General features: G+C 53.4%; 18 protein-coding genes and 1 pseudogene. 7 read left to right on the top strand and 12 right to left on the bottom strand.

The genetic code is table 11. From position 1 onward, the window contains the following. Window positions 1-69: 69 nt before the first annotated feature. Complete coding sequence (locus tag Poly59_RS28465) at window positions 70-1,479, bottom strand: sulfatase family protein (protein ID WP_146537442.1); 1,410 nt, start codon at window positions 1,477-1,479, stop codon at window positions 70-72. Between the two features lie 506 nt (window positions 1,480-1,985). Between Poly59_RS28465 and Poly59_RS28460 the strand changes: the two genes are divergently transcribed. Then, window positions 1,986-2,351, top strand: a complete 366-nt coding sequence (locus tag Poly59_RS28460) for a tetratricopeptide repeat protein (RefSeq protein WP_146537441.1) — start codon at window positions 1,986-1,988, stop codon at window positions 2,349-2,351. Here Poly59_RS28460 and Poly59_RS28455 read toward each other — a convergent pair. Beyond that, complete coding sequence (locus Poly59_RS28455) at window positions 2,345-3,919, bottom strand: sulfatase family protein (protein WP_146537440.1); 1,575 nt, start codon at window positions 3,917-3,919, stop codon at window positions 2,345-2,347. The genes Poly59_RS28460 and Poly59_RS28455 overlap by 7 nt on opposite strands. Window positions 3,920-3,961: 42 nt before the next feature. Further along, window positions 3,962-5,350 (bottom strand): sulfatase family protein, encoded by a 1,389-nt coding sequence (locus tag Poly59_RS28450; protein WP_246152004.1) that lies wholly within the window; start codon window positions 5,348-5,350, stop codon window positions 3,962-3,964. A gap of 131 nt (window positions 5,351-5,481) precedes the next feature. Here Poly59_RS28450 and Poly59_RS28445 point away from each other — a divergent pair, with 131 nt between their 5' ends. Next, window positions 5,482-7,335, top strand: coding sequence for a DUF3472 domain-containing protein (locus Poly59_RS28445; protein ID WP_146537439.1), 1,854 nt, complete (start codon window positions 5,482-5,484; stop codon window positions 7,333-7,335). A gap of 76 nt (window positions 7,336-7,411) precedes the next feature. On the opposite strand, the gene Poly59_RS29885 is transcribed toward Poly59_RS28445, so the two are convergent. The 3 genes from Poly59_RS29885 to Poly59_RS28430 all read right to left on the bottom strand — a co-directional run bounded on the left by Poly59_RS29885 (window position 7,412) and on the right by Poly59_RS28430 (window position 11,297). Beyond that, window positions 7,412-8,932 carry a GDSL-type esterase/lipase family protein gene (locus Poly59_RS29885; protein WP_186776578.1) on the bottom strand — a complete coding sequence of 507 codons (1,521 nt, stop codon included), beginning with the start codon at window positions 8,930-8,932 and terminating at the stop codon, window positions 7,412-7,414. Window positions 8,933-9,179: 247 nt separating this feature from the next. After that, a complete protein-coding gene (locus Poly59_RS28435) occupies window positions 9,180-10,610 on the bottom strand; it encodes an outer membrane protein assembly factor BamB family protein (RefSeq protein WP_222436188.1) in 1,431 nt (476 codons plus the stop codon). 477 nt (window positions 10,611-11,087) lie between these two features. After that, entirely contained in the window at window positions 11,088-11,297 is a 210-nt protein-coding gene (locus Poly59_RS28430; RefSeq protein ID WP_146537438.1) for a hypothetical protein, read from the bottom strand. A 266-nt stretch (window positions 11,298-11,563) separates the two neighbouring features. On the opposite strand from Poly59_RS28430, the gene Poly59_RS30770 reads away from it, so the two are divergent. Together Poly59_RS30770 and Poly59_RS28425 are read left to right on the top strand one after the other, a co-directional pair. Beyond that, window positions 11,564-11,926 carry a glycoside hydrolase family 95-like protein gene (locus Poly59_RS30770; protein WP_390621539.1) on the top strand — a complete coding sequence of 121 codons (363 nt, stop codon included), beginning with the start codon at window positions 11,564-11,566 and terminating at the stop codon, window positions 11,924-11,926. After that, window positions 11,917-12,354, top strand: a complete 438-nt coding sequence (locus Poly59_RS28425) for a hypothetical protein (protein ID WP_146537437.1) — start codon at window positions 11,917-11,919, stop codon at window positions 12,352-12,354. Before Poly59_RS30770 ends, Poly59_RS28425 begins: the two co-directional genes overlap by 10 nt. A gap of 153 nt (window positions 12,355-12,507) precedes the next feature. Here the strand turns inward: Poly59_RS28425 and Poly59_RS28420 are convergent, their stop codons facing one another. After that, window positions 12,508-13,689 (bottom strand): Gfo/Idh/MocA family protein, encoded by a 1,182-nt coding sequence (locus tag Poly59_RS28420; protein ID WP_146537436.1) that lies wholly within the window; start codon window positions 13,687-13,689, stop codon window positions 12,508-12,510. 276 nt (window positions 13,690-13,965) lie between these two features. Further along, window positions 13,966-14,259, bottom strand: a complete 294-nt coding sequence (locus tag Poly59_RS28415; RefSeq protein WP_146537435.1) for a hypothetical protein — start codon at window positions 14,257-14,259, stop codon at window positions 13,966-13,968. 456 nt (window positions 14,260-14,715) lie between these two features. Between Poly59_RS28415 and Poly59_RS28410 the strand changes: the two genes are divergently transcribed. The 3 genes and pseudogenes from Poly59_RS28410 to Poly59_RS30495 form a co-directional block, all read left to right on the top strand. After that, complete coding sequence (locus Poly59_RS28410) at window positions 14,716-16,134, top strand: sulfatase (RefSeq protein WP_146537434.1); 1,419 nt, start codon at window positions 14,716-14,718, stop codon at window positions 16,132-16,134. A gap of 96 nt (window positions 16,135-16,230) precedes the next feature. After that, window positions 16,231-16,359, top strand: coding sequence for a DUF1501 domain-containing protein (locus tag Poly59_RS30350; protein WP_246152003.1), 129 nt, complete (start codon window positions 16,231-16,233; stop codon window positions 16,357-16,359). 9 nt (window positions 16,360-16,368) lie between these two features. Continuing rightward, a pseudogene (locus tag Poly59_RS30495) lies at window positions 16,369-16,434 on the top strand (hypothetical protein); the annotation flags it as partial. Window positions 16,435-16,854: 420 nt separating this feature from the next. Here Poly59_RS30495 and Poly59_RS28400 read toward each other — a convergent pair. The 4 genes from Poly59_RS28400 to Poly59_RS30340 form a co-directional block, all read right to left on the bottom strand. Then, window positions 16,855-17,928: a hypothetical protein gene (locus Poly59_RS28400; protein ID WP_222436187.1), complete on the bottom strand. Its 1,074-nt coding sequence runs from the start codon at window positions 17,926-17,928 to the stop codon at window positions 16,855-16,857. 838 nt (window positions 17,929-18,766) lie between these two features. Further along, window positions 18,767-19,603, bottom strand: coding sequence for an endonuclease/exonuclease/phosphatase family protein (locus Poly59_RS28395; RefSeq protein WP_246152002.1), 837 nt, complete (start codon window positions 19,601-19,603; stop codon window positions 18,767-18,769). Between the two features lie 58 nt (window positions 19,604-19,661). Continuing rightward, complete coding sequence (locus Poly59_RS28390) at window positions 19,662-21,203, bottom strand: sulfatase family protein (protein ID WP_146537433.1); 1,542 nt, start codon at window positions 21,201-21,203, stop codon at window positions 19,662-19,664. A gap of 114 nt (window positions 21,204-21,317) precedes the next feature. Then, window positions 21,318-25,157 carry an alpha-L-fucosidase gene (locus tag Poly59_RS30340; RefSeq protein ID WP_246152001.1) on the bottom strand — a complete coding sequence of 1,280 codons (3,840 nt, stop codon included), beginning with the start codon at window positions 25,155-25,157 and terminating at the stop codon, window positions 21,318-21,320. Window positions 25,158-25,194: the final 37 nt, after the last annotated feature.

Below are 25,194 nucleotides of genomic sequence, written 5' to 3'. Positions count from 1 at the left end.
TGACGATTTCGGATAATTGAACACGTGCATCGTCGGTCGCTCACTGTGGCAAATGGTTCGGTGCAACGATTAGCGTTCCTGCGGTTCGACTAGATTGATCGCGTGCTGATCGTTGCCGGTGACTCGCACATCGCCTAGTTCGGCACGGATCGCATCAGCCTGCGTTTGCAAGCGAGCAACCACATCGGGATTTTGGGCTGCGACGTTGGTTTGCTCGCCAAGGTCGTTCTGCAAATTGAATAGCAGCGGGTTGTCGAGTGTCACGAATCCCTTTTTCTTGTTTGCTTTGTTTGCTTTGTTTGCTTTGTTTGGCTTTGACCAAAATGGTTGGTCCGCGCCGGTTCGGGGCAGATGCAGTTTCCAATCGCCTTGCCGCACAGCCTGCAAGTTCGTGCCGTTGTAGTAGTACAGAAATTCATGCGGTGTGGCAGTCGTCTTGCCTTGCAGAATCGAAAGGATGTTCTGGCCGTCGAATTTGCGATCGGTGGGTGTTTCGACACCCGCAAGTTCACAGAAGGTCGGTAACAAATCCATGCTGGTCAGTGTGGTGTTTGAAACTTGCCCAGGTGGAATCTGACCAGGCCAACGGAAGATTCCGGGAACGCGGTGTCCGCCTTCCATGGTGCAATACTTCCCGCCGTTGAGCGTGCCCGCGGATCCAGGTGCGATCGGTCCGTTGTCGGAGGTGAAGACCACGATCGTGTTGTCATCAACGCCAGAGTCGCGGATCGCTTTCATGATCCGACCTGTGCTGTGATCGAGTTCTGCGATGAAGTCGCCGTACTTGCCTTTCTTGGTTGTGCCGACGAAATCTTTGCTGGGACGCAAGGGAGTGTGCACGATGTGATGGGAAACGTAGATGAAGAACGGAGCGTCCTCTTGCCGCTCGATGAACGCGACGACTTCGTCGGTGTACCGTTTCGTCAACTCTTCGCAAGCGACGTTCTTCTGTTCGATTTGTTTGCCTCGGTACAAAGTGTTGTGATTCGGGCCGCGACCCTTCGAATAGTTGCTTGGAATACCAAGATGTTCATCGAAACCCGCGTCGAGTGGGTGGGAACCTTTGACTTCCATGCCGAGGTGCCACTTGCCAACCATCAACGAGTGATAGCCGGCCGGTTCAAGCAATTCAGGTATCGTCTGTTCGTCAGACGCCAAACCGTAGTTCTGATATTTTTCAAACGCTTCGTTGCGTGCGACTGGCAACCCGCATCGCATCGGGTAGCGACCGGTCAGTAAGGCCGCGCGCGAGGGACTGCAGACATTCGCTGGAACAAAAAAGTCAGTGCTACGGAAACCGTCCTTGGCCAACGCGTCTAGATGCGGAGTCGACACGCCCGTCGACTCGTAACAGCCGATGTCACCGTACCCGAGATCGTCGGCAAAGATCACGACGAAGTTGGGTTTCGTTGGTTCCGCTGACCACAAAACGGCTTGCGGAATGAAGAACAGTAGCATCAGCGTGAATCGTGTTCGCATCGATGGTTTCCATCTGGAAATTGAGAACTTTGGCGACCCGTCTTCGGAGTTCAAAACGGGTTTGCTGTCGATGGATGCTTTGTTGGGTGATTTAAGTGCTTTGCCACACCGGCGCATCGATCAAAAACGGCAGTCGTTTGAAAGGCAGTAGTTTACCTGAGTGCTTGGCCGCTTGGCACAGCGTTCTGGCAAGACGGCGCACGATCATGGGGATCGGAAAGCTTTTCAGGGCAAGATGGCGGCGTGCCGGTTCATGGTGATCGTCCCAAGCGATTGGGGAATATCCGGTTGTTTCGGAATCAACGAGCGTTTTCAGTTTTTTGACAGACGCAAGCTGACCAGTAACGCACTCATTTACATGCCTCTTTTCTTCGACGTTTCCGCGAAAACGTGGCGTTGTCCAGCTAACGAGCGATGGGTCAGTACATGAGTCTGGCAGGGTACAGCGGTCTCAAAGCCTCGGTTTTTCTGCGAGCCACATCGCTTGTTGTGGTGCTGATGAGAAGTTGCTGTGCAGTCATTCCGGTCGCTGCGAAGTCGTTTCGCAAATCGAAGCTGGCGAGTCGCTTGCGGCGATTCCGGATAAGCCCGATTCGGATTTAGACGAAGTTCTGCAACCAGCAAAACAGTCACTCGCCGCAGGTGACGTTGCTGCGGCGCTGGATCATTTGAAGCCTCTTGCATCGCATCCGGATGTTTCCGATGTCGACGTTGTGATGGCTGATTTGTTCTTCGCATTGGGACGCCAACAAGAGGGGATTCAGTGGCTCGAGCGTGCGTCGGCGACCGACGCCAAGCGGATGGCGATCTATCTCTCGTTCTGTGAAATCGCTGTGCGTCAACAGCGATGGTTCGCTGGCTGGTTTCATTGAGATTGGTCTTGTGCGCGTCGACGGCGAGCCTTCACAGCTGGTTTTGGTGTGTACGACTTCAGCATCGCTTTCATCTTTGCGACCAGGTCCGGGTGTTGGCGGTAGACATTCGTCGTTTGCAGCACATCAGCATCGAGATCATAGAGCTGCCCAGGCGGAGCATCTTTACGGATCTTTCCCTTGGCGGTGAAATCGCTGTTCACGTTGCCGACGAGGGCCGCAGCGGCAGCACCCGAAAACGTGTGAGCCCCTGGCTTCGAGTTGCCAAACCCACCCGAGTCTTTCGCGTCAATGTACATCCACTTGCCTTTGCGAACTGCAAGGTGAGTGGGTTTGAAAGGTGACAGGACGACGTGGTCACGCAGCGGTGATGTCGGTTCACCCAGCAGTGCAGGAAGCATGTTAACACTGTCCGCCAGCTGTTCCTTTTCAATCGTCTGTTCAGTCAGCGCAGCGAAGGAAGCCAGCATGTCGATACTGCAGATCAACTGATCCGATGTTGTGGATTCTTTAATTTTGCCTGGCCACTTGGCGATCAGCGGTATTCGGTGCCCGCCTTCCCAAATCCCAAATTTGAAGCCCAACAGATCGCCGTTTTGACGATGTCCATCCTTAAACGCATTTTGTCCGCCCGTATTGAACATGCCACCATTGTCACTGGTGAAAATCACAAGCGTGTTGTCCGTCAAGCCATTGTTGTCTAGGCAGTTCATGACCTCGCCAACCATCCAGTCCAGTTCGTGAATGAAGTCGCCGTAGAGTCCGCATTCACTGGTCCCTTTGAACCGTGGTGCCGGAGAGAAGGGATGGTGAATGTTGGTGGTCGGCAAATACAGAAAGAACGGATCGTCTTTGTTCTCTTCGATCCATTTCACACTCTTTTCGACAAGCAGCGTTGCTGTTCGCTCGTCGTCGTAGATTTCATGCGCCTTCTTAGCACCCGAGAAACGGTTGGGTGTTTTGTTTCCGGCTTCATGCGGGAACGTCGGTGTCTTTGAAAATGGCGGTTTGCCATATACCAACGGATCCGCGGGATCCCAGCCGACGATGCGATCGTTTTCAACGTACACATAGGGAAAGCCGCTGTTCACTTTGGGGACGCCAAAGTAGTAGTCGAACCCCAGTTCAAGTGGCCCTGGACGCAGTGGCTTGTCCCAGTCGGTCTGGCCCGATCCGAAGCCCAAGTGCCATTTGCCCACGATCGCGGTGGAGTAACCTTTGTCTTTGAAAAGCTTGCTAAGGGTCAGCTTGCTGGTGTCGATTAGCAACGGTTGAGTGTGACTGCACGGTCCCCAAATGTTCTTGCGCGATGGGTACTCGCCGGTCAGCAAACCGTAACGTGATGGGGTGCAAACGGCCGAAGCGGAATGGGCGTCCGTAAACCGCCGGCCTTCTTTGGCAAGCCGGTCAATGTTTGGTGTCTTCACCTTCGTCGCACCATAGCAACCAAGATCGCCGTAACCCAGATCGTCCGCAAAGATCAGGACAACATTGGGGCGCGAAGGTTCAGCAGCGATCAGTCCTGACATGACGAAGAGTGTGGTCAGGACAAGTACGAATGGTTTCATGGTTGTGCTTAGGTTTGTGTTGATTGCTTGATTGAGGCTACCCTATTTCGACAGCGGCTTCGGATTATCCACAAACGCCGCCGGACGACTGTTTTGTCCAATCTCCGTTGCGAATGCGTCGAGGTGGCGCTTCAGTCGCCGAGCAATCTTTGGATTTTCTTTCAGGACGTTCGTCTTTTCGCCGATGTCCATGGTCAAGTTATACAGTTCAGTTGGCTTGCCATCTGGGTTTGCGTGCAGCTTCCATTCGCCGCAGCGCACTGCCGCTAGCTGATTGCCTTTGTGATAGAAGAACGCTTCGTGTGGCGTCTCTTCGTTACCGGAAAGCACAGGCCATATATCCTTGCCGTCGATGATGCGATCGCCTGGCACTTCTGCGCCGGCTAATTTTGCGAACGTCGGTAACAAGTCCATCGTGGTCATCAATTGATCGTTGACCATGCCGGCGGCAAGTTTTCCGGGCCAGCGGATCACGGTAGCTTCTCGCATGCCACCCTCATACGTCTGTCCCTTTTTTCCTCTCAGTGGGTTTGCTTTTCCGACCGCCGGGCCGTTGTCCGAGGTGAAAATGACCAGAGTATTGTCGTCGATGCCTTCGGAATTCAGCGTGTCCAGAATTTGCCCTACCGACCAATCAATTTCGCTAATTGCTTGGCGAAACAGTTTGTCGCGAGTCTTGTAGTCGACGATGCCTTCGGATTCATTAGCGAGCTTCGCTTTGATCGCTGGGGATACGTCTTGCATGAACGGCTCGGAAGCATACAGAGGACGATGAGGAATCGGATGCGGCACGTACAAGAAGAACGGCTGGTTCTTGTTGTCTTTGATGAAACTCACGGCACGCTCCGTCACGCGGCGGGTCAGTAGGTTCGCATCCGGATCCATCTCGATCACGTCGTCGCCTTCGAGCAACGGCAGCGCTGGGAAATTGTGTCTCTGCTGAGCCGGATGAAATGGGTGAATGTCGTGGCTGTAAGGGATGCCAAAGTACTCGTCGAATCCTTGTCGCGTGGGCAGAAAGTCGGGCTGATCACCAAGATGCCATTTGCCAAACATCCCCGTTTTGTAGCCCGCCGATTTCAGGACTTCGGCGATCGTGATCTCGTCGGGGTTGAGGCCCTTCGTGTCACCCGCCAGCAACACACCGAAATTGGAACCCGTCGCCATGTCAATGCGTTTCGGATAACAGCCCGTCATCAACGCGGCTCGCGAAGGCGTGCAAACAGGAGCCGCTACATAGAAACTGGTCAGCTTGATCCCTTCCGCCGCCATCTGATCGATGCGAGGTGTGCTGACGTGCTTACCTCCGAAACAACCGAGGTCCGCGTAGCCCTGGTCGTCCGTGAAGATGACGATAAAGTTTGGCTTGGCGCTTTCGGCCGGCATTGTGAGTCCCGCAAGCAACAGAATCACGGCTAGTAATCGGTTCAATGGATGTGTCCCTAGAGATTGCCGGCTGTCACGACGGACGAGGCGGTTAGGCTATGCTTGAAACGCTATGTTTGAGTCTTTGTCCCATTCTACGACTATCGCACACCATCATGCGCCCAACAAAAAACAACATGAGTCGTTTCACGTACGACAAACGGTCGCTGCAAACGCAATACAGTTTTTTTTGCAGTGCGATGGTCTCGCTTGTGTGGGCGTTTACCTGTGCGACGGTCACGGCTCAAGAGCCGGGGGCGACTGCGTCCGACGTCGTTCCCCAAGGCATGGGGCAACTTGAATCGGCTCCCACGCTCTTCGCCGCTGGTGTCGATGATTCGGGCCGCGAGTACTTTTTGAACGGTCAACCGGCTAAGCAAGGCAAGTTGATTCTGACTGCAAGCAATGGATTCTTTGACCATGGTGTCTGTCGCGCAGATGGCGAATCGTCGCTTCCAAAAGTCGGTGATGAAGATTTGATTCAGCCAAACTTTGCATTCCTGCGCCACTGGAAACGAACCGATGGAACAATTCGCTGGCATGTTTGGATATCGCAACCGGGGAAGGTTCGGCTGGATGTCAACATGCAAGTTGCCAACGCGTCGGCCGGGTCGGAAATCAAAGTTTCCTTTGCCGGGCAATCGCGAACGGTAAGAACGGTGGAATCTAAACTTGCTCAGCCGCAGCCTTGGGATCTCGTCTTCGAGGTCGCTGAACCGGGTGAACATACGATCGAATTCAAGGCGACCCAGATTGCGGATCCTAAGTCGGGTGTGGGCGAATTGCATACGATCGATGTCCACGGGCCAGCAATCAACGACGCGCAATTGCTGCGTGCTCGCTGGCGTCCTGCGGCCGTTCATGGAGGCTACTATTGCTCGACTATCAAGCAAAGTCGCGTCTGGGTGATGGCCACACGCAGCCTGTGTGACTTCAGCAGCTACTCGCCAATCACGACACCGTTCGGGTACTTCGGGACTTCATTCGACGCTAATCGTCGCAGCAACGGTAACTTAAACTTTTCGATGTGGGCAGCTCGTTCACGCGGTAGCGTACCGCCACTTCATCAGATGCCGCATCTGTTGGCTGCCGGGTCACCCGAGGCTGAGTTCAGCGGGTTCGGGCACGAAGGATCTGGTGTGAAGTTGCGAGGATGGACGCCGATGGTCGATCGCCCCGAAGTCGTAGTCCAGGCACTGCGAGTCGTGACTGATGGTGTCTACGACACTTATCATGGGCATTTCTGGGATCGTCCAAACCATCGGTGGAAACTGTATGCGGTTGGTCGCAAATGGCACGGTGGAAAACCCAAACAGCATCTGGCTCCTGGTTCGTTTTGTGAAGTTCCCGGTCCGCCACACATTCAGCGTTCTGGTGACTTGGTGCGTGAAGTACGCCGGCGAGGCTGGCATTTCGGGGACGACAAGCAGTGGCATGCGATGGATACATTTGAGTGCAAATCGAAAGGTCCGGCCAATAAGTTTTGGCAGACGACTAGTGATGGCGAGTTTGCGATGGCCACCGGAGGCATGCGCTACTATGAATTTGAAACTCCTCGCAAACTCGATCGCGAATCACCGCTACCCGAATTTTTGTCCGCTGTAGCCACTCAGCAACTCGTCCAATTGCCTGCTGATTTGGGCGAGTCGAAGGCCGTCGAAGTTTTGCAATCGACGGCACTGATTAACATCGGTGTGCAACGAGCGGGCGTCAACGCTCGCGCCGAAATCTACTATAGCGAAACGGACTGCTTGACCTTTGCAAAACGCAAGCTGCATGGGACTGAACGCAATTCCGCGGTAAGCAAGTCAACACAAGGCGATGAAAGGTCTTGGCAACAAAGCGTGTCTATCCATCCGATTAACAACGGCAACAACTCGGTGGCACTGACCAACTTAAAACCCAAGACCACGTATTATTGCCGCGTTCTAATCACAAATGACGAAGGCAAGGTGTGGTCGTTCAACACGCTAACTTTCCGGACGAAATAGTCCCAATCGCCGTTGCCGACCGGGTTGCTAAGCTACATCAGTAACGCATTAGTGTGCTGCGATCTATTTGCGTTCGTCATGGGTTTGGCTGGGACTCCAACTCATTAACCGGAAGATTTGCATACAGTATCGCCACCTTCATGGAATCGGCGATCGCTTGATATCCAGCTTGGTTGTAATGTACACCATCAACACAGTTTTCTTTTTGAGCACTCATCCGCTGATGAAGGTCGACCAGCAGCAAATTGCGTTCAGCAGCGATCTGTCGAATCTGCGGAATCACATCATTGATCAGGTGCGCTCGGCGGCCCACCCGTTCCTCTTGCATCTGATCCCGAGATTCCTTTCCAGGGAAGATCGGCATAGGTGTCGCAAGAAGAATTCGAGGCGATTTAGGAAGCTGTTCAAACGATTCGATCAAGGATACGTACCGCATTCGAAACTCTGCCCCAGGCGATCCGTCGAATGACGTTTTGCGATCTTGATCATCCCACCACTTCGGGTTCGCGTCATTGGTGCCAAGCATGATGATGACAACATCGGGATTTGCGTTCAGGGCTTTTTGATATTCGGGCAGCGTATGGTAAGGCCGAAGGGTACCGTCGATCACTGTCGCGGCTCCCTTGCCGCAATTGACGATCAACCATTCGTCGCCCAAGGCGGCTTGAAGCAACGAAGGATAAGGGCCCGCAGTGATGCTATCGCCAACGCAAGCGACCGTTGAAGTTTTGATTGGCAGATAGCCGAGTTTGGTTAGGAATGCCACGCTCGCGTCAATCCCCTTGCTGTAAAACGCGAGATCTTTGGTGTTGGCGCGGAAGAAGACGGAGTTGAAAAAACCGTGCTTCGCACCTTCGAAGGGCACCAACGTGCATTCGTTGCCGGCCTCGGTCATCAGTTTGTTGAACCGCTCGGCATTTTCAAATGGCACCGTTGTGTCCGCGGTGCCGTGCAACAGCAACGTGGGGACCAAGCCGGGACGCGTGAGATGACACGGGGACAAGTCGGTCTGCTGCTGCGAATTGAAACGGTTCGCGCCATAACCCTTCTCTGTGGTATCCAAGACCGGGTTGAACAGAATCATCGCGTTGGGTGACGAGCTAACCGCTAAGTTTTCTCCGGCCTCTTCGCAGCCCTTAACTATTCCTGTGCAAGCCGCTACATGGCCGCCCGCCGAGCCGCCGGACGCCACAATTCGGTCGGGATCGACACCGAGCTCGGCAGCATGCTCTCGCACCCAGCGGATTGCCGACTTCCCGTCCATCACACATTCAAACGGCGTCGTTTTGTTTCGTCCGCTGACTCGATAATCAGCCGAAAACGCAACCATTCCTCTCTCTGCAAAGAAATCCGCTTGCTGGTAGAACTGTTTTGGATCTCCACCGCTCCAACCACCGCCAAAGAAGAAAACAATCGCTGGTCGTTTGTCAGACGCCTTAATTCCCTCAGGCGTGTACATGTGCAACTTCAGCTCAACGGTACCTTCCTTGGTTTGGTTCGCAACTTTTTTGTAGATGAGGGTTTCATCCGGCTGGAAATCCGCGGCAGTTGCTATCATTGGCGTCAAGGCAATCAGCAGAAGCATGACTGGGTTCATCGGTGTCTCTCTCGGGTTAGCGCGTCGAGTTGTTCTCAAAGAATCATCCAAATCCAAACCGACTTCCGAAACAAACAAACCTGATTGTCTCTTCCCCTCAGCTCTTTCTACAAACGTGGTTGTGATAGAGGGGAGTCAGATTAAAGAAAGACTCAACCAAATATACTTTGGTTGAAGAAGTTCGTTGCACACCGACCGTGTTTCATCGCGAATTTCATCTCTTCGCGTGAAAGGATCAATCAAAAGTTTACTTCGCAGATTGATCGACGGGCGACTGATTTTCGATGCAGTAAAGATGATCGATCGTCCGCAAATAGATGCGGCCGTCAGCCAGTGCTGGGGTGCTCCAAGCTTGCTGATCGAGTTCATTGGCGGCAAGCAACTCGTACTTTTCCGATGACGACAAGACGTGAGTCGTTCCACTTGCATCAAGTGAGAAAACTTGTCGCCCATCTGTCCACGGCGACGCCCAAAAAGCTTTTGCACCACGTACGCGTTGGCGATAGACCGTCTCGCCTGTATCCATATTGACGCAGTGCATGTTGCCGGTGCTGCGTTCAAACAAGTAAATTTTACCGTTGCAAATCGTCGGTGATGCCATCTGCATGTCTGCTTTTTCGATCCACCACGCAACGAATTCAGTCTCTTGAGAATCGTCTGGTGGAGTGATGTCGCCGCTGCCGCCTGGTTTAACACAAAATAGTCGTCCCCCGCCATCGTCATCGCCCCCGCGGTTCCTAAGCTCGTTGCCAACGAAAAGCCGGTCGCCGTCCGCGACCGGTGTCGCGGAACTGCGCCCCTTCGCCATATCAAGTTCCCAAAGAAGCTTGCCCGTTGCGGGATCATGCGACCGGTAGACCATTCCGCCGACGATCAGTTCGTTTCGCAACGAGTTCCGCCAAATCATCGGGCTACTGTATTGCGATTTTTCATTGCGTGAGACGCGCCAAACTTCATCGCCCGTTTCCGCGTCCAAAGCAATCAAGAATGACTCGATTTGGTTGTCAACTTGGACAAACAATTTTCCTTCAAACAGCGTCGGTGAACTAGCAGTCCCCCAATCCGCTCTCATCTCGAAGACGCCAAGGTCCTTTTGCCATTGAACGTTTCCTTGCAAATCCAATGCATAGATCCCGTTCATTCCGAAGTAGGCGTAGACCCGTTCGCCGTCGGTGATCGGCGTTTCGGTCGCGTAGGTGTTCGTGCTGTGACGCGGGATTGGCGGTTGTTCCTCCTTGCACGTCGTCCGCCAAAGTTCGTCACCTGAATTGGCATCCATGCAAACGACTTGATAGAGAAACTCTGTCTTCATCAACTCCTTTACAGCACGCCCACCGCCACTCGAGTAAGGTTCCGGACCACTGCTTGTTTCCGTCATTGGGACCGCGGCAGTCAGGAAAACCCTTTCATCCCAAACCACCGGTTGCGACCATCCTTCGCCAGCGACAGGGATCTTCCATCGAATGTTCTCTGTCTCGCCATCATGGTCTGACCAAGTTTTCGGCAATGGCCGCGTCGAAATTGCATTTGCATGGGGGCCGCGAAACTGAGGCCAATTGTCTGCTTTTGAGGTCACGCTAAAACAGACGGTCAGAATTGCGATCGCAAGACTGCGGGCGACCTCGGTGCGACTCGGTATTCTTACAGGCATCATTTCACACATCGGCTTTTTAGACATTTTAGTTCTCTTCACTTGTTCTGAATCATAGCGTGCTGTCGAACCGTCAGCACCACGACAGGCAAAAGCGGTTAATGGATGCATTTGACTTGGTCTTTGCGGGGTGGGGAGTCGTTTTTGACAAACTAAGGTCAGGAACCGATGTTCAGGCGAGGCACGCAGTCACTTTCACTTTTGGAGCCTTCTCGCGTTAGTTGATGAAATCTGCACGGGGGCTCTGTCCATCGCGTTTCGACCGGAACGGCGTCGGTGTCGTTGATTTGCTATGTCGAGACCAGTAGCTGTAATCGTAATGTGCTAACTCCAGAATCAAGAGTAGCAAATAGCTAGACTAGCAAATGACCAGTCCGCAAAGTTTTTCTGCGATGCACTCAATCGCCAAAACGATAGCGTTCCGGTCGATTTGGTCACTGTCTCCTCTTGCATTCACATTCCTTCGAACGGGAAATCGGGTCTTCAGTTGTTTAAAACGATCCGTCAAAACAAAGTTGGTTTGGCTGACGAATCAAGATAGTTCACTTGATAGGCGGGCATGCCCTGGGAAAGGTCGTTTGACGAAGCGGATGTAGTCGAGCGGGCGATGGAGGTCTTCTGGGCATAGAGATACGCCGCCAAAACGATCTCTGGAATCACGGAAGCGACAGGAATCAAACGGGGCAGTTTGTACAACACATTTGACGGGCACATGATTTTTTTTGGGCGTGCGTTGTTGAAGTATGGCGGTGAACGCAGAAAGATAGGTTGCGAATGTTGAAAACGGTTTATGACCCGTGCGAAGCGAACGGAATGTTTTTCGATTCTCTTGTGATAGCCACGCTGAACCATCCAAGCAAAAAGAGATATTGTTGTTCAACGCGGCGCTGGAATACCCGGCGCAATTGATCAGCAACATGGCGCCGGCTTGACTCGGTGCCGCCAAGGTCAGCCTAACTAAACGCACCGACCAAACCGACATTGGTTGGGCGAGTGCCGAACGGATCGCGATGTGGGCCAGGGTTCACGACGGCGAGGAAGCTTACTCGTTCCATCAATTGTTGATGGGCGAAAATTGCCTTCACAACGTGATAAACGACAACCGTGGCGAACCGCTATTCCAGGCTGACGCTTACTGCTGCGCCTCCGCCAGCGTGGTCGATATGCCGATGCAGAGCCGCGATCGCGTCATGGCGTCATTGTCCGCGATGCCTGCAGCACGGCCCAAAGGCAGCAGCCGAGGCCTTTTGGCGCGAGGCAACTTCGAGGTCTCCGCGCAGTGGTCCGGCGGTCACGCCAGCCGACGGAGGTCTTGTCGAAATCGGGTGGAAATTTGGACTTAAGGTACCCCATCGTTGCCCAGGCCGTCGTCAAAACCGCCGAAGGTCAGGAGGTAGATTTTGCCAGCAAGGGCAGTGACCAAGTCTGCGTCGAGACCACAAAGGGCCAGGCCTACGTGTTCACCGACATCCCGGCCTGCATTCCAGTGCTCGCGCCCACGAAATTGAAGCTCAACGAGGAAGGTGGAACCGATCAGATCCACATTTCCTGGGCCGGCAGCAAGAATGCAACGTCGTACAAACTTGACCGCGCGGTTGGTAACGCGCCGGATAATGAGCTGATCGCTTCAGACATCGCAGGCACCGATTTCATGCACAAGTCCACCGACCCAAAACAGGTAGACCAGATGACAATCAAAGTCACTGCGGTGCGTGCGGATGGCCGCGAGAGCGACGAAGGTGCAATAAAAACGATTCGGCGATTGCAGTAGAACGCAGTGACCGTTCGGCTCGAACAAAGCGGTGATTTCGCGGTAGAGACCTGATTCTGCAGCCAATCAAACTTTCATTTAGATGTTGGTTCAATCAACGATTCGCCGCACATCACATGTTCGATCCCGACCTAAATCCTCTCACCAAACGAATTATAGCCTCGCGAGTTCGTTTCCTCGATGTTCCAGCGGTATCGCGACTGCCTTGCTCGATTCGCGATGCGATGCGAACGCGGCACAAATCATCTCGACTGTCGTTGCACCTTCGCGGACGTTGCACAACGGTTGACGATCATCGCGTATGGCGGCAATGAGGTCGCGGGCGGGACTCACATGATGGCTGATGAGATCGCCAATGTCTTCGATTGGTTCAGGCTTGTCTGCACCAGCCGACGTTATTGGAATCCATGGTCGTGGCTCGGCCGTTGGCTCAAACGGATTACCACGGACAAGGTATGCCAACGGGAACTTGTCACAGTTAATATCGACAATGCCTTCGCTGCCGATAATCTGCAGCCCGAATCCGGCGCTTCGAGTGCCATCACTCGCGACGGAATCGAAGTACGCTATGAAACCGCGTTCCATTTCGTAACGAGCGTGAACTTCGTTACCAGCAAGCAACCCTAGCGCTTCGTTGCCTTCATGCACATCTGCCTTGGTGACTCGTCGTCCGTCTTGAAGCAACACGGCAGAGCAAGACTTCGGCGTACCACCAAAGTAGTTCATTAAGTTCAGTACATGCGAACCAAGCACCCAAAGATCTTCTGCACCGCCTCGCCGATCACCTTTGCCTCGTCCTCGGATCTCAAGTACCTTGCCGATCCCGCCATCTGCGATCAGTTTGTCGATAGCTTGTAGTGTGGGATGGTACCGATTGCGATGGGCTACCGCGAGCTTGGCGTCGCGTTTGTCGCAAGCCGCGATGATTTCGTCTGCTTCCGCCGGTGTTCGACAAAAGGGCTTTTCGACGTAGATTCCTCTTGCTCCGCTATCAATTGCCGCAAGAATCATGTCGCGATGTTGATCTGGCTGGCGAGGACAAACGGCGACGATACTCGGCGTCACTTCGGTCAACATCTTGCGATAGTTAGTAAAGCTATTGTCAACTTGCAGTTTCTTCGCGGCCCCTGCGAGTCCCGCGCTATTTGCGTCGGCAACGCAAACGATTTCCGTTTCCGGTATGCGCAGCCAGACCGTATCTAAGCCATGACCGTAATCGCCTCGGCCCGTATGCCCAATCACCCCAACGCGTAGTTTGTCTGTCCCATGCCCGAAGCCAATCGCTGGTACTGTCAAGGTTGAAGCTGATGCGGCTATGAATGTACGACGGTCCATGATCAGTGTCTCTTCTTTCGTTTACGACATCGGCGGAATGTGGCAACATTAGGCGTTGCTAGTTGACGCTCATAAAACCACCGAGCCAAAATTTTTGATCAGTGCCTGTTTGCATCGAATAGCGTTATGTCACTCAGTGCGGTTCGCGTCTACTTCCTACCAGCATTCCTGGTGGTTGTTTGTCACTGAGTGTCTGCGGCGGTACCAAGTTTTACGTTAGACTGCGGACGGATACTAGCGTTCCCATCGCTGACTGCAATCGTTGTTTGTCCGATTTTAGCTTGCACCAAGTTCTCCACCGAACACTTGGAAAACGGACTTCACGTAGGGCACCAACGTTTCAATCAAAGTTGCGTCGTCGGCTCGGATGGCAGTCTCGGCATTGACATGTCCGTCACGACTGGCAAGCATCAAAGCAGCGACGACGTGCTGCATGTCAACCGGCAAATTGGTCGGTGCTTCCAAAGCCAACGCGAGATCGAACAGGATATCTTGCATGGAAGAGTCGACCATCGCGTGGCCGGTCGAGTCGATCTTGATTCCGGGGACGATTTCGTTTGGCTGATTCATTGCTTTGTCGATTTCAATTTGGCAACGTCAAAGACAGATGACGTCAGGACAGTACTATACGTTGCGAACAGCACATAGGGCCGGTTTCACCAATCGGCTACGCAGAGTTTTGGCCGGTAGGGAACGGCCTTGCTTTCCTCCAACCATTGCCTGTCCCTTTTCGAGTCCCTGACCGCGCACTCCAAGCCTAGGATCGACTCTCTCGAGCGAGAGTGAATTCGCATTCTTAAAGAACGGTATAAACTGAATATCCCATGCCGGACGTTCTCTTGCGCGTCAGGACTCACTTAACCGACAAACCGCTAACGACTTTTGCTAGCCGAAATTTGAGCGGACGGCATCTAATCGTAGCCGATGATTCTCTGCGGCCCCAACCAACGATGAAACGGTCGTTGTTAGAATGTAGAATCCTGTCGCTGGACTATGCCCCTTACTACCCCACCTTCGGTGTCCGCCATGTTGAAGAAAACGTTTGTTCGAGCCAGTACGATCGCGTTCATCGCCCTTGCGATTTGCAGTCACGAAGTTCGTGCCGAGGACGGACCGGACACGAATCGGCCCAACGTCCTGTTTATTGCAGTCGACGATTTGAATCATTGGGTCGGCTACATGGGCCGCAATTCCCAAGCCAAGACGCCGAACCTTGATCGCTTGGCCGCTCGTGGGGTCGCATTCCACCAAGCTCACTGTGCCGTTCCGGCTTGCAATCCGGCCCGCGCCGCGTTGATGTCAGGACTGCGTCCATGGAACACAGCTTGCTACCTCAATGCAAATCCTTGGAAGCAACACATTGACGAAGGTCTCGGACTCAGCAAACAGTTCATGAACGCTGGGTATCACGTTGCCGGTTCCGGGAAGATTTATCACAGCGATTCGTACTACGAATCAGAATGGTCTGAATACATGCCTCGCGGCGGAGTTTCAGCCACTGGGAAAGGCGTGGGGAAAGACGAAGGTTTTCATGAGCCGTTAGTGCACGATTTAGTGGACGAAGACATTTCGGATTACCACATCGTTGATTGGTGCGTCGAACAAATGAATCAGCCGCACGATAAGCCGCTCTTCCTAGCCTGTGGATTGCACAAACCGCACTTACCCTTTGCGGTTCCGCGGAAATACTACGACATGTTTCCGATTGACGAAATCGAATTGCCGCCCCACCGAGAAGACGACCTCGATGATCTTTCACCAGCCGGCATCAAAATGGCGGGCGCAAATGGCGACCACGCTCGGTTCTTGAAATCGGGCCGTTGGAAAGATGCGATTCAGTCTTACTTAGCAACTGTTGCTTATTTGGATATGAACATTGGACGCTTAATCGATGGGCTGGACAAAAGCCCGATTGCCGAAAACACAATCATCGTGCTGTGGGGCGATCATGGTTGGAGCTTTGGCGAAAAACAACATTGGCGCAAGTTTGCGCTTTGGGAAGAAGAAACCCGAGCACCGCTGATTTGGATTGCACCGGGAGTGACACAACCAGCAACACGATGCGATGAGACAGTGGACTTCATGACGATCTACCCGACGCTTTGTGAGTTGACCGGGATACCCATCCCTGATCATGTCGAAGGAAAGAGCATCGCAATGATGTTGCGGGACCCTCAAGTTGCTCGACCGTCCGTCGCAATAACGACTCATGGTTACAAGAATCACGCTGTGCGATCAAAGGATTGGCGGTACATCCGATATGCCGATGGAAGCGAAGAACTTTACGACCACCGAATCGATCCCTACGAATGGACCAACGTCGTCGACTCACCTGATCATCTGCAAATTCTTAAGCTGCATCGTGATCAGCTTCCCCAAAAGGACAGGCAACCAACAAAGCCAGCGAAGTCAACGTTGTCCGGCGGCAAAAAGAAAAAGAAGTAGCCATCGGTAACGCCGGGGAATGACAGACTTTGAAGGAACTCTGTTCGTTTCGTTCGACTCGATGCAGGCGTCAGTTCCCAGCTCGCGATTCGCTGCGTGCGTTTGGGAAACCGGAATGTTGCGATTCTTAGCCAAGTCGACAATTCAAAGTGGACGTTGGTCGTGTGGGGTGGCGAATTCGGACGCACGCCGACGGTGGAACTGACCGGCGCAGACGCATCGTAGTTAGGACGCGACCACAGCCACTATGGATTCAGCGTCTGGTTGGCCGGCGGCGGCATCAACGGAGGCACTGCCTAGGGATCAACCGACGAATTTGGCTAGAAGGTCGAAGAGAATCCAACCAGCGTCCACGAGCTCGACGCCACGATGATGCACGCACTCGGCCTTGAGCACGAAAAGCTAAACTACCGATAATCCGGCCGAGACTTCCGCTTCGCCGACGTCCATGGAAACGTCATCCACGACATCTTGGCGTGACGCTAGAGATCCGCAATGCGGATGGGCGCGCAAATAAAAAACTATCTGTACCAAGCACGATGGAAACACCGATTCATTTTTCTATATCGGTGTCGATCTTTAGTGCGCGCTCGCCAAAGTTGCTTCGGTTCCAGTCAGCTCTGCGTCCAAACTGATTCCTGTCGAGATGTCGGTTTATTCAACTTCATGCACTTATGATCGACGTCTTGTCAGGTACTAGCGATTCCCTGGGTTCGCGAACTACATCATGTAACGCAGCTTGTCGTAAGCCCGATTTTCCTTCCGATCGTCGTCGATGGCTTCGGCTAGCTCGTCAAAACCGAACATGGTTTTCACTCGGTGTGTCAGCAGCGCGTGGTCATAGGAGACCTTGCCGGAAGTCCAGTAGGCGGAAGTGTACGGATTGAATTCTGCATAGGGCGACGGTCCAAATTCATCGGCGACGTTTGGCAGATTTCGCCACAGTCGCAGGTGCTGGTGGTGTGACGCGATCGCCGCTGGCACAAGTTCGGGGTAGCCATATTGCGCGAGGTCGGTGATTGCGGCGGCGTGGTTGTTGACGTGCACCAGACCTCCGTAACCCTGCACATGGACTTTCGGGTCCTGGTTGATGATCTCCTCGAGCACGACCTCGACCATTCCCTTCACATCCGTGTACGGGGGCAACTCATCATCCAGCTCCGGAAGAGTGATCTTATTTCCTTTGATTCGGCCCTTCGTCTTTCCGTAGTAACCACTTCCTGGGTGGGCGTTGTCGAAAAGGCCAATCAGCTTGCGGATGCCGTCGACGATCGATGGGGTCGCCAAATCCGGGCGTTCTTTGAGCGCATGAATAGCGATGGAGGCGAAAATCACGTTGTGCCCCGACTCTCGTGGCGTCTTGATGTTTTTCTCGAGCGCTTCGGCGATGCCGTCGATCAAGCTTTCGTTCGGTTTCTCCTTCGGAAAGGCTTCAAATAGCTCGGAATCAGCGATCTTCGAATTCTTCGCCATCTTCGACCCGAACACCGATTCCCCCGCCATCACCCGATCGAGATCGCCTTGGATTCCGTCGTAAACTTCCGATTCGAGATTCGGACGCTGCTTCCCAAGGAAGTAACCGGCAACCAAGGACGCCCCAAGATGCCCAGCCATCGCGCTCATCTGATGAGATCTCGCCAGTGCATTGAGGCCCCTCATTAGATAGAAGTCGTCCAATCCAACACGTTCGGCCGGTGGTGTTTCCGCGGCGCAAGTGGTAGCTCCCCAGACACCGGGAATGGTCAGCCCGCCAATGATCCCTGTCGAAATTTTTAAGAACTCGTATCGATTCATGCGTGGTTGACTGCTTGTGCTGAGTTTCATCTGCGCAACGGTAGGCGTATGCAGAAACCGAATACTGAATTTTTCAAATTGGGATTCTGGCCATCCAACGAATACCAAGGTCTCTCGCGATAGTCGCATTGTCAATCACAACCAAGCGTGCCAAGTGTTGTGCGTCGTCCTTCGGAAACCAGGGAGGCTGACATCAGACACGATCTCACGGATTCTGGCCGTTGATGAAGACTGATTTCTCGTTTACCCGTGCCAGGAGTTTCGCAGACCGGTCGATTGCTTCAAACACCAGCAAACGACGATCCGTAACCAGTCAGTCCACTAAACCAAATACGGTTTCGCCGATCCCGCTTTATAATCGGTGGCATGGTCCTCCGGGGCGAACAGTTTTCACTTACGTGCGTCGGTTGGAATTGCTTCTAGAGTAATTCCAAGAAGCAAGGTGCTGAGTTAAATGTTTGGGTAGCCGCGATCAGAGCAGTTGATAGCTCACTGATCGGTCCGTAGCAACTGAGACTTTCGAGCCTTAGAAGATTGCGAAGCTGATGACAATGATCGGCCCGCGATCCCGAGTGACTGACAACGAAAGATGAAAGTGCACTTTCACTACTTCTTCGCCGCTGGTTCGCGACAGACACGCTTGCAAGCTGCTTGCCGCTGCGATCCGTTTTCACTAAGGTCGTTGTGAAGCTCCCGAAAATTGTGTCTTCATCAACACAGACACTCTGCAAATGGTTAGTGAAGGATTCGCTGCAAGTGACGTTAACTAAGTCGTCGGCATTGGCACACGGAACGATCAGACCGGAAAATATTTACACGCAGAACACAATCGAAAACTCTATTGCTTCTGTTCTTCCTGGAATCTCAACACTGTTAGAATGGCACGATGGTCCGAAGCGACCGCCTCGTCGAGTACTGTTGTCTCATGAACGCTCCAACGCTCTTTGGGATGAAAAAGTACAAAGTCAATCTGCTTGGTTGGCTTTGCAACAGGAATGGTTGGCATCGGTTTTTCACTGCTGGCGGTCCAGTGCCGCTTTAGTTCCAGCAATGTTTTGCTATCCGGACCGTCATTCAAATCGCCCGCCAGAATCGCTGGGCTTTGGGGATGTTTCATTACCAGTTCGTTGATTGCCTGCGCTGATGCAAAACGCTCCGAACCGTCAGAGCGATGATCGAAATGCGTCGCCAAAATCATCAGCGGTGTCTTGGTGATTGGCGTCTGGACGTAAGCTTGGATCACGCCGCGTTGTTCGCCACTATTGAGATTTGGTAGAAGTCGATTGACGTGTTCGGCGATTGGCCAGCGTGACAGGATCGCGTTGCCATAGTGACCGTCTTGCAGCGAGATGTTTCCGCCAAAAACAACGCTCATCGCTGTTAACTTGGCCAATTCAGCCGGTTGGTCCACCCCACCAGAGCGTTTGACATTCTGGTCGACTTCCTGCAACGCAACGATGTCTGCATTCACCGACGCGACAACACGAGCGATGCGAGCAAGATCAATTTTGCGATCAACGCCTTCGCCATGATGAATGTTGTAGCTAAGCACACGAACTTCGATCGGGTCATCCGCCAAGCCAGGCGACATCGTTAGACCCAGCACACAAAGCGTGACAAGTCTCGTGAGTCCGACACGTAAATACTTTGCCGAAACAAAACTACATTTCATCATGGCTCGACCTCTTTCGATTCAATCATTGATGAAATCCTGAACGAATGCTTAGCGCTGTCTATTTCTTCTGCGCAGGTTTGGGGCCATCCTGATAGGTCTTCAGTAGCGCCTGCATTTCCTGTACGACTTCGGGGTGGTCGTTATACAAATTTCGAGTTTGTTTCAGGTCGTTCTCTAAATCGTAAAGCTGTGCGGGCGGCGAACCTGGCTTGACTTTTCCGTTGGCAATATCGCTGTTGGTGTATCCCGCATAGGTCACTGCAGCAGGGCCGCCAAAGTTGTGGCTACCTCGCTTGTTTCCACCAAAACCACCGCTCCCTTGGCCGCTGATAAACATCCATTTGCCTTTGCGGATCGCGAGGAAGCCGGGTTTACTCGCGGCCAGAACAGCGTGGTCACGAATGGCGTCTGACACATCTCCGGTGAGGGCGGGCAGCACATTCACGCTGTCGATCGCTTGATCGCTGCGAACCTCGACACCGGTTAGTGTCGACATCGTTGCGACCATGTCGACATTGCAAATCAACTGCGAGGACACCGATCCCGCCTTGATCTTGCCTGGCCACTTCGCGATAAACGGGACGCGGTGTCCACCCTCCCATGCGCCGAACTTGAAGCCGAGCAGTTCACCGTTTAGATGGTGTCCCGAATCCCAAGCGTTTTGTCCGGTCACATTGAACATGCCGCCGTTGTCGCTGGTGAAAATGATCAGCGTATTGTTGGCGACGCCTCGCGCTTCGAGCGTCTTGTTGATCTCGCCGACGATCCAGTCGAGTTCATGTACGAAGTCGCCATAGAGTCCACACTGACTGGTTCCTTGGAATTGGGCCGCCGGCGTGAAGGGGTGATGGATGTTGGTAGTCGCTAAATACAGAAAGAAAGGGTCTTCATCTTGCTGTTTAATCCAATCGACAGCTTTTTTCGTCAGATGCGTGCCGACCTGATAGTCGTCGTAAAGTGCATGGGCGGCATCGGCACCGCCGATATCGCCGATGTGCATCTTTTCATGGATCGTTTGGGTCTTTGCCTTCTGGCGATAGACAAACGGATCATCGGGCAGGAGTCCCACGACGTTATGGTTTTCGACATAAACAAATGGCGGGTGACTGTTCACCGTAGGCACGCCATAGTAGTAATCAAAGCCAAGCTCTAGCGGACCAGGAATCAGGTCGCCGTTCCAATCTGGGGTCTCCTCGCCAAAACCCAAATGCCATTTGCCAATGCAGGCGGTGGCATAGCCCGCATCTTTCATCACATCGGCCAAGGTCTGTTTCTCCGGATCGACAACCAAACCGCTCTTTAAGAAAACGGGTTTGGTTAACTTCGTTCGGTGCGGATATTCGCCTGTCAACAAAGCGTAACGCGACGGCGTGCACACCGCCGACGCTGAGTGTGCGTCGGTAAAACGCCTGCCATCTGCGGCAAGCTGATCAATGTTCGGTGTCTTCAGCTTGGTCGCTCCATAGCAACCGAGGTCACCGTAGCCGAGGTCATCGGCAAAGATGATGACGACGTTGGGCTTCTCAGCGGAGTACAACGTGCTGGAGAGTAGGCCGACGACAAATCCTGCGAACGAAATGGTTTTAACGATGTGTTTCATTTCCCTGTCATGCATTCGATGGTTAAAAGGACAAAGTCATGGTCTGGTGCGGCTCGCATGTCGTCGAATATGGTCGCGGAAGATCCAGCACGAATCTGATTCTTCTTGGACCAGTTATTCGTTTGTTGTTGGATCTTGCACTGCGACATTCAGCTCTTGGAAGGCCGTGTTTTCTCCGCCGCCCGTTGAGGTGACCGGCGAAACGGCCCACACGATCCAGCGAAATTTTCCCAGCGATTCGTCTTCCGCAGCGCGCAGTGAAGTTGCGGTATAGTCGGTCGTTGATTTGCCGGTGTCGACCGTGCCTAGCGGTGTGAGTTGACTCAGATCCCAGCCGGGATCTTTGACTGAGTCACTGCCGTAGAGAGTTAGCTTTTGCGCGCCCCGCACTCGGGCTCGGTTGTACGACCAAGCTGAAATGGCCGAGACTGGTTTTGCGGCACCCAAATCCATTTTGTAGATTCCGTGATGAATACCGTTTTTGAAGACCGGTCCGATTCCTGCGGCAACCTTTCCGTCGGTCAGTGAGTCGAGCGGATCATTACTGGTTTGTGGACTGGCGGTGACCGTGCGGTTGGATGCGCCCGGAACCGGTAGCTTTCGGAACTCCGCGGGGCTTGGTGCATTTTCGATGATGACACTAGCACCCGGGATCACATATGGTTTCAGTGGCGGATGCGTTTGCGCGCTCGTGGCGTCACGTCCTTCCAGATCGACGGCTTTAGTTCCCTCGAGTGCGCTGTCCGCATCGTGAACGATGACATTCGGATGATGCTGGTCTTCATCGGTCATGATTTCGAACGTCCACGCATGATCACTGTGTCCCAAATCCGCGGGCGGTGTGATTCGTAGACCAGCGGACGTCATCTGCGAAACCACGCTGGCGTCTGATCCGAGCAGGCGAACGGACTCAATTTTTTCAGAGTCCCAGCCTGCTGTGCCTGTGATGACAAACGGTGCCTTGGGTTCTTTAAGTTTGATTGCGTACAGCTTTTTCCCGTTGGTTGTAAAAGCCAGATGCTCATCTTGTTGCTCACTATCCTTCCAATAGCGGGAACCATAGATGGCTGGACCGTTGACCGTCAGCCAACTCTTCATCGCCATCAGACGTTCCATTTGAGGCTCTGGAATTGTGCCGTCCGCCTTTGGCCCGATGTTGACGAGAAAGTTTCCGTTGCGACTGATCACTTCGACCATCTCATGGATAACGCTTTCGATCGTTTTGTATTTGTCACCTTCCAGGTAACCGAATGACGTTCCAAAGGTCGTGCAACTTTCCCATTTTGGTCCAATCACATGGAGTTTGAGATTGTCTTTTTCTAGACATCCGACTCCTGCGGGCCAGTTCCGATTACCGCCTTTGTTGTTGACGTAAACCTCGGCACCTCGTGCTGCGCCATCGTTCATGAAATCGGTGATCATCAGTCGACACTGATCATAGAAATATTGCACCTCAGGTTTCGCCTGGCCAGCAAGCACTTGGTTTCCGTCACGTGTCCAGATGGGAATATCGTCGATCCACAAAAAGTCAGGCTTGTACTTCGTCTGAATTTCTTTCCAACGTGCGACGTAATCGTCGACAAACTCTTTGTCGATTCCGAACGGTCCATACAACGAGGCCGCTTCGGGAACACGCCGGATTTCTTCGGCAATATCATCCTGAGGTTCCACGTTCACCATGTAGAGCTTTTTGCCGAAAAAGGAAGCATGGCGTTCCCGGTGATAGGAGGGTGCGAATTTCAGTCCCTGCTTCGTCAGTGCTTTTCCCAGATCGCCGACCAAGTCCCGTTTCGGTCCCTTGTCCACCGCGTTCCAGGGCGTCAGATCCGAGTCCCAGTTTGCCCAGCCATCGTGATGCTCGGCCGTCATCACGCAGTATCTAAAACCGACATCCGCAAACAGCTTTGCCCACGCATCGGGATCCCAGTTTTCGGCTTTGAATTCGGGAATGATGTCCTTGTAGCCAAACTCTGGCGGCGTCGCGCCCCAGCGATTTTGCATGTAGGGGTAGTAATGATCTTGCGCTGAATAGAGTTGCTTGGGAACGTGCTCGGCATAGCCACGTCCTCCCTGGCGGTAGCCGATGACACTGTACGGTCCCCAGTGGATGAATACGCCGATCTTGCCGTCATCAAACCACGCCGGTACCGGCATCTTTTGCAGTGACTTCCAGCTTCCGTCATACGGCTTCCCTACCGTGGCGATTTCGGATGTAAGCCGTTCAACCTCCGTAAAATAGGCTCCGCCAAATTTGTCGTTCTCGTCATACAGATACGTCAGCAATTCGGTTGGCCCGGCTGGTAAGTCCAGCTCGATGACGGCGGCTTTGCTGCCGCTTTCGACCTCGACTGATGTTTCATGACCGGCGATCACAACCTTGGCGCGAACGGCTTTGAGTACCGCGTTTGCTTCTTTGGGTAGCTGCCGTAGAGTCAGACGGTAACGTCCGGCGGTCTTGACGTTGACCATCCAAGGACCGGTTGTTTTTGGCAGCTTCGAAATCGAACCAAAGTTCCAGGGCGGGTTTCCACTTTGCATGTACCAGTCTTGTGAACAAAGCACGGTAGGATTGTCGGTGGGATTACCGATGTCGATGCGAACCGGCGACATGCGAGGTGAAACGGAATCCCAAAACGGCTGATAGAGGTCTCGCATTTGTTTCACTACGGCTGGGTGATTCGTCGCGACGTTGTTCTGCTGAGCCGGATCGGTGCTGATGTCATAGAGTTCGTCTCTATTGATCAGACGCCAGTTCTTTTGAATGATGCAAGTGTCGGCCCAGGGCTGAGGAGCATGGTGAAAGTAGGCTCCGCCTTGAAACTGAACGATCACGTGATCGCGATCCGCCGGCGCATTCGTGTCGGTTAGTTGTTTGGCAAACGAAATGCCATCCGAGTGGTGATTCGCTGGTATATCGACGTCGCACAATTCGGCCAGAGTCGGCATAACGTCAATGTGCGCTGCCAAAGACTTAACGTCACGGCCGCCCCTCAACTTTGCGGCTGGCCAATGGATAAAGAACGGGACTCGATGGCCGCCGTCGTACACCGATGACTTTTTGCCACGCATGCCGGCGTTAAAACCCTCAATGGCTTCCGAGTCCAGCGTTTGGAACTTTCCACCGGCCGCTGTGCCGTTGTCGGTCATGTAAATCAGGATTGTGTTGTCGGCTAAGTCAAGCTCGTCAAGTTTCCGGCGCAGTTCGCCCAGGTTGTGATCGAAGTTTGCGATCATGCCATAGAAGTTCGCACCGTTTCCCCATTTCGCCTTGTCTTGGTAGGGAGCGGCCCACTTGGGATCCACTCGGTAGGGTCCGTGCGGAGCATTGGTGGCGAGATACAGAAAGAACGGCTTGGTACGGTTCTGTTCGATGAAGCGGAGCGATTCGCGAAACCAGACGTCGGTGCAGTAGCCTTCGAACTTTTCGAACTGACCGTTTCGCTCGTACGTATCATCGAAATAATCGTTGCCCCAATGGTCAGACGCCTGCCCAACACCGCCACAGCGATGCCAGACGACATCTTGAAAGCCACGGTCCTGCGGTCGATGCGGCGCGTTGTCGCCAAGATGCCATTTGCCAACCATTCCCGTAACGTATCCAGCATCGGAAAATATGTTCGCGATGGTCCGTTCGTCGGTATGCATCAGGGTTCGTCCACTGCTAGTTCGATACGCACCAGTGCGGCCCGGATATCGCCCTGTCATCAATGCCGCTCGCGTCGGCGTGCAAAACGGACTGACGTGAAAGTCCGTCATCCGCACTGACTCGGCGTAGAGCTTGTCAATATTCGGCGTTTCTAGAATCGGATTGCCGTGGCAACTTAAGTCGCCGTAGCCCTGATCGTCGGTCATCACGACGATCACGTTTGGCTGCTCGCCGCTCGACGTGCTTGCCATCATTATGCCGAATACGCCCAACACAGTCGCCAGCAGGTGAAACAGTCTTGGGGTCATGATTTGCCTCTGCACACGTCGTTGCCGCATTCTTGTT

The sequence above is a fragment of the Rubripirellula reticaptiva genome, from assembly GCF_007860175.1.
GTDB classification, from domain to species: Bacteria; Planctomycetota; Planctomycetia; order Pirellulales; family Pirellulaceae; genus Rubripirellula; species Rubripirellula reticaptiva.
Note: the sequence above shows the minus strand (reverse complement) of the source record. Positions and strands in the feature narration are given on the sequence as shown.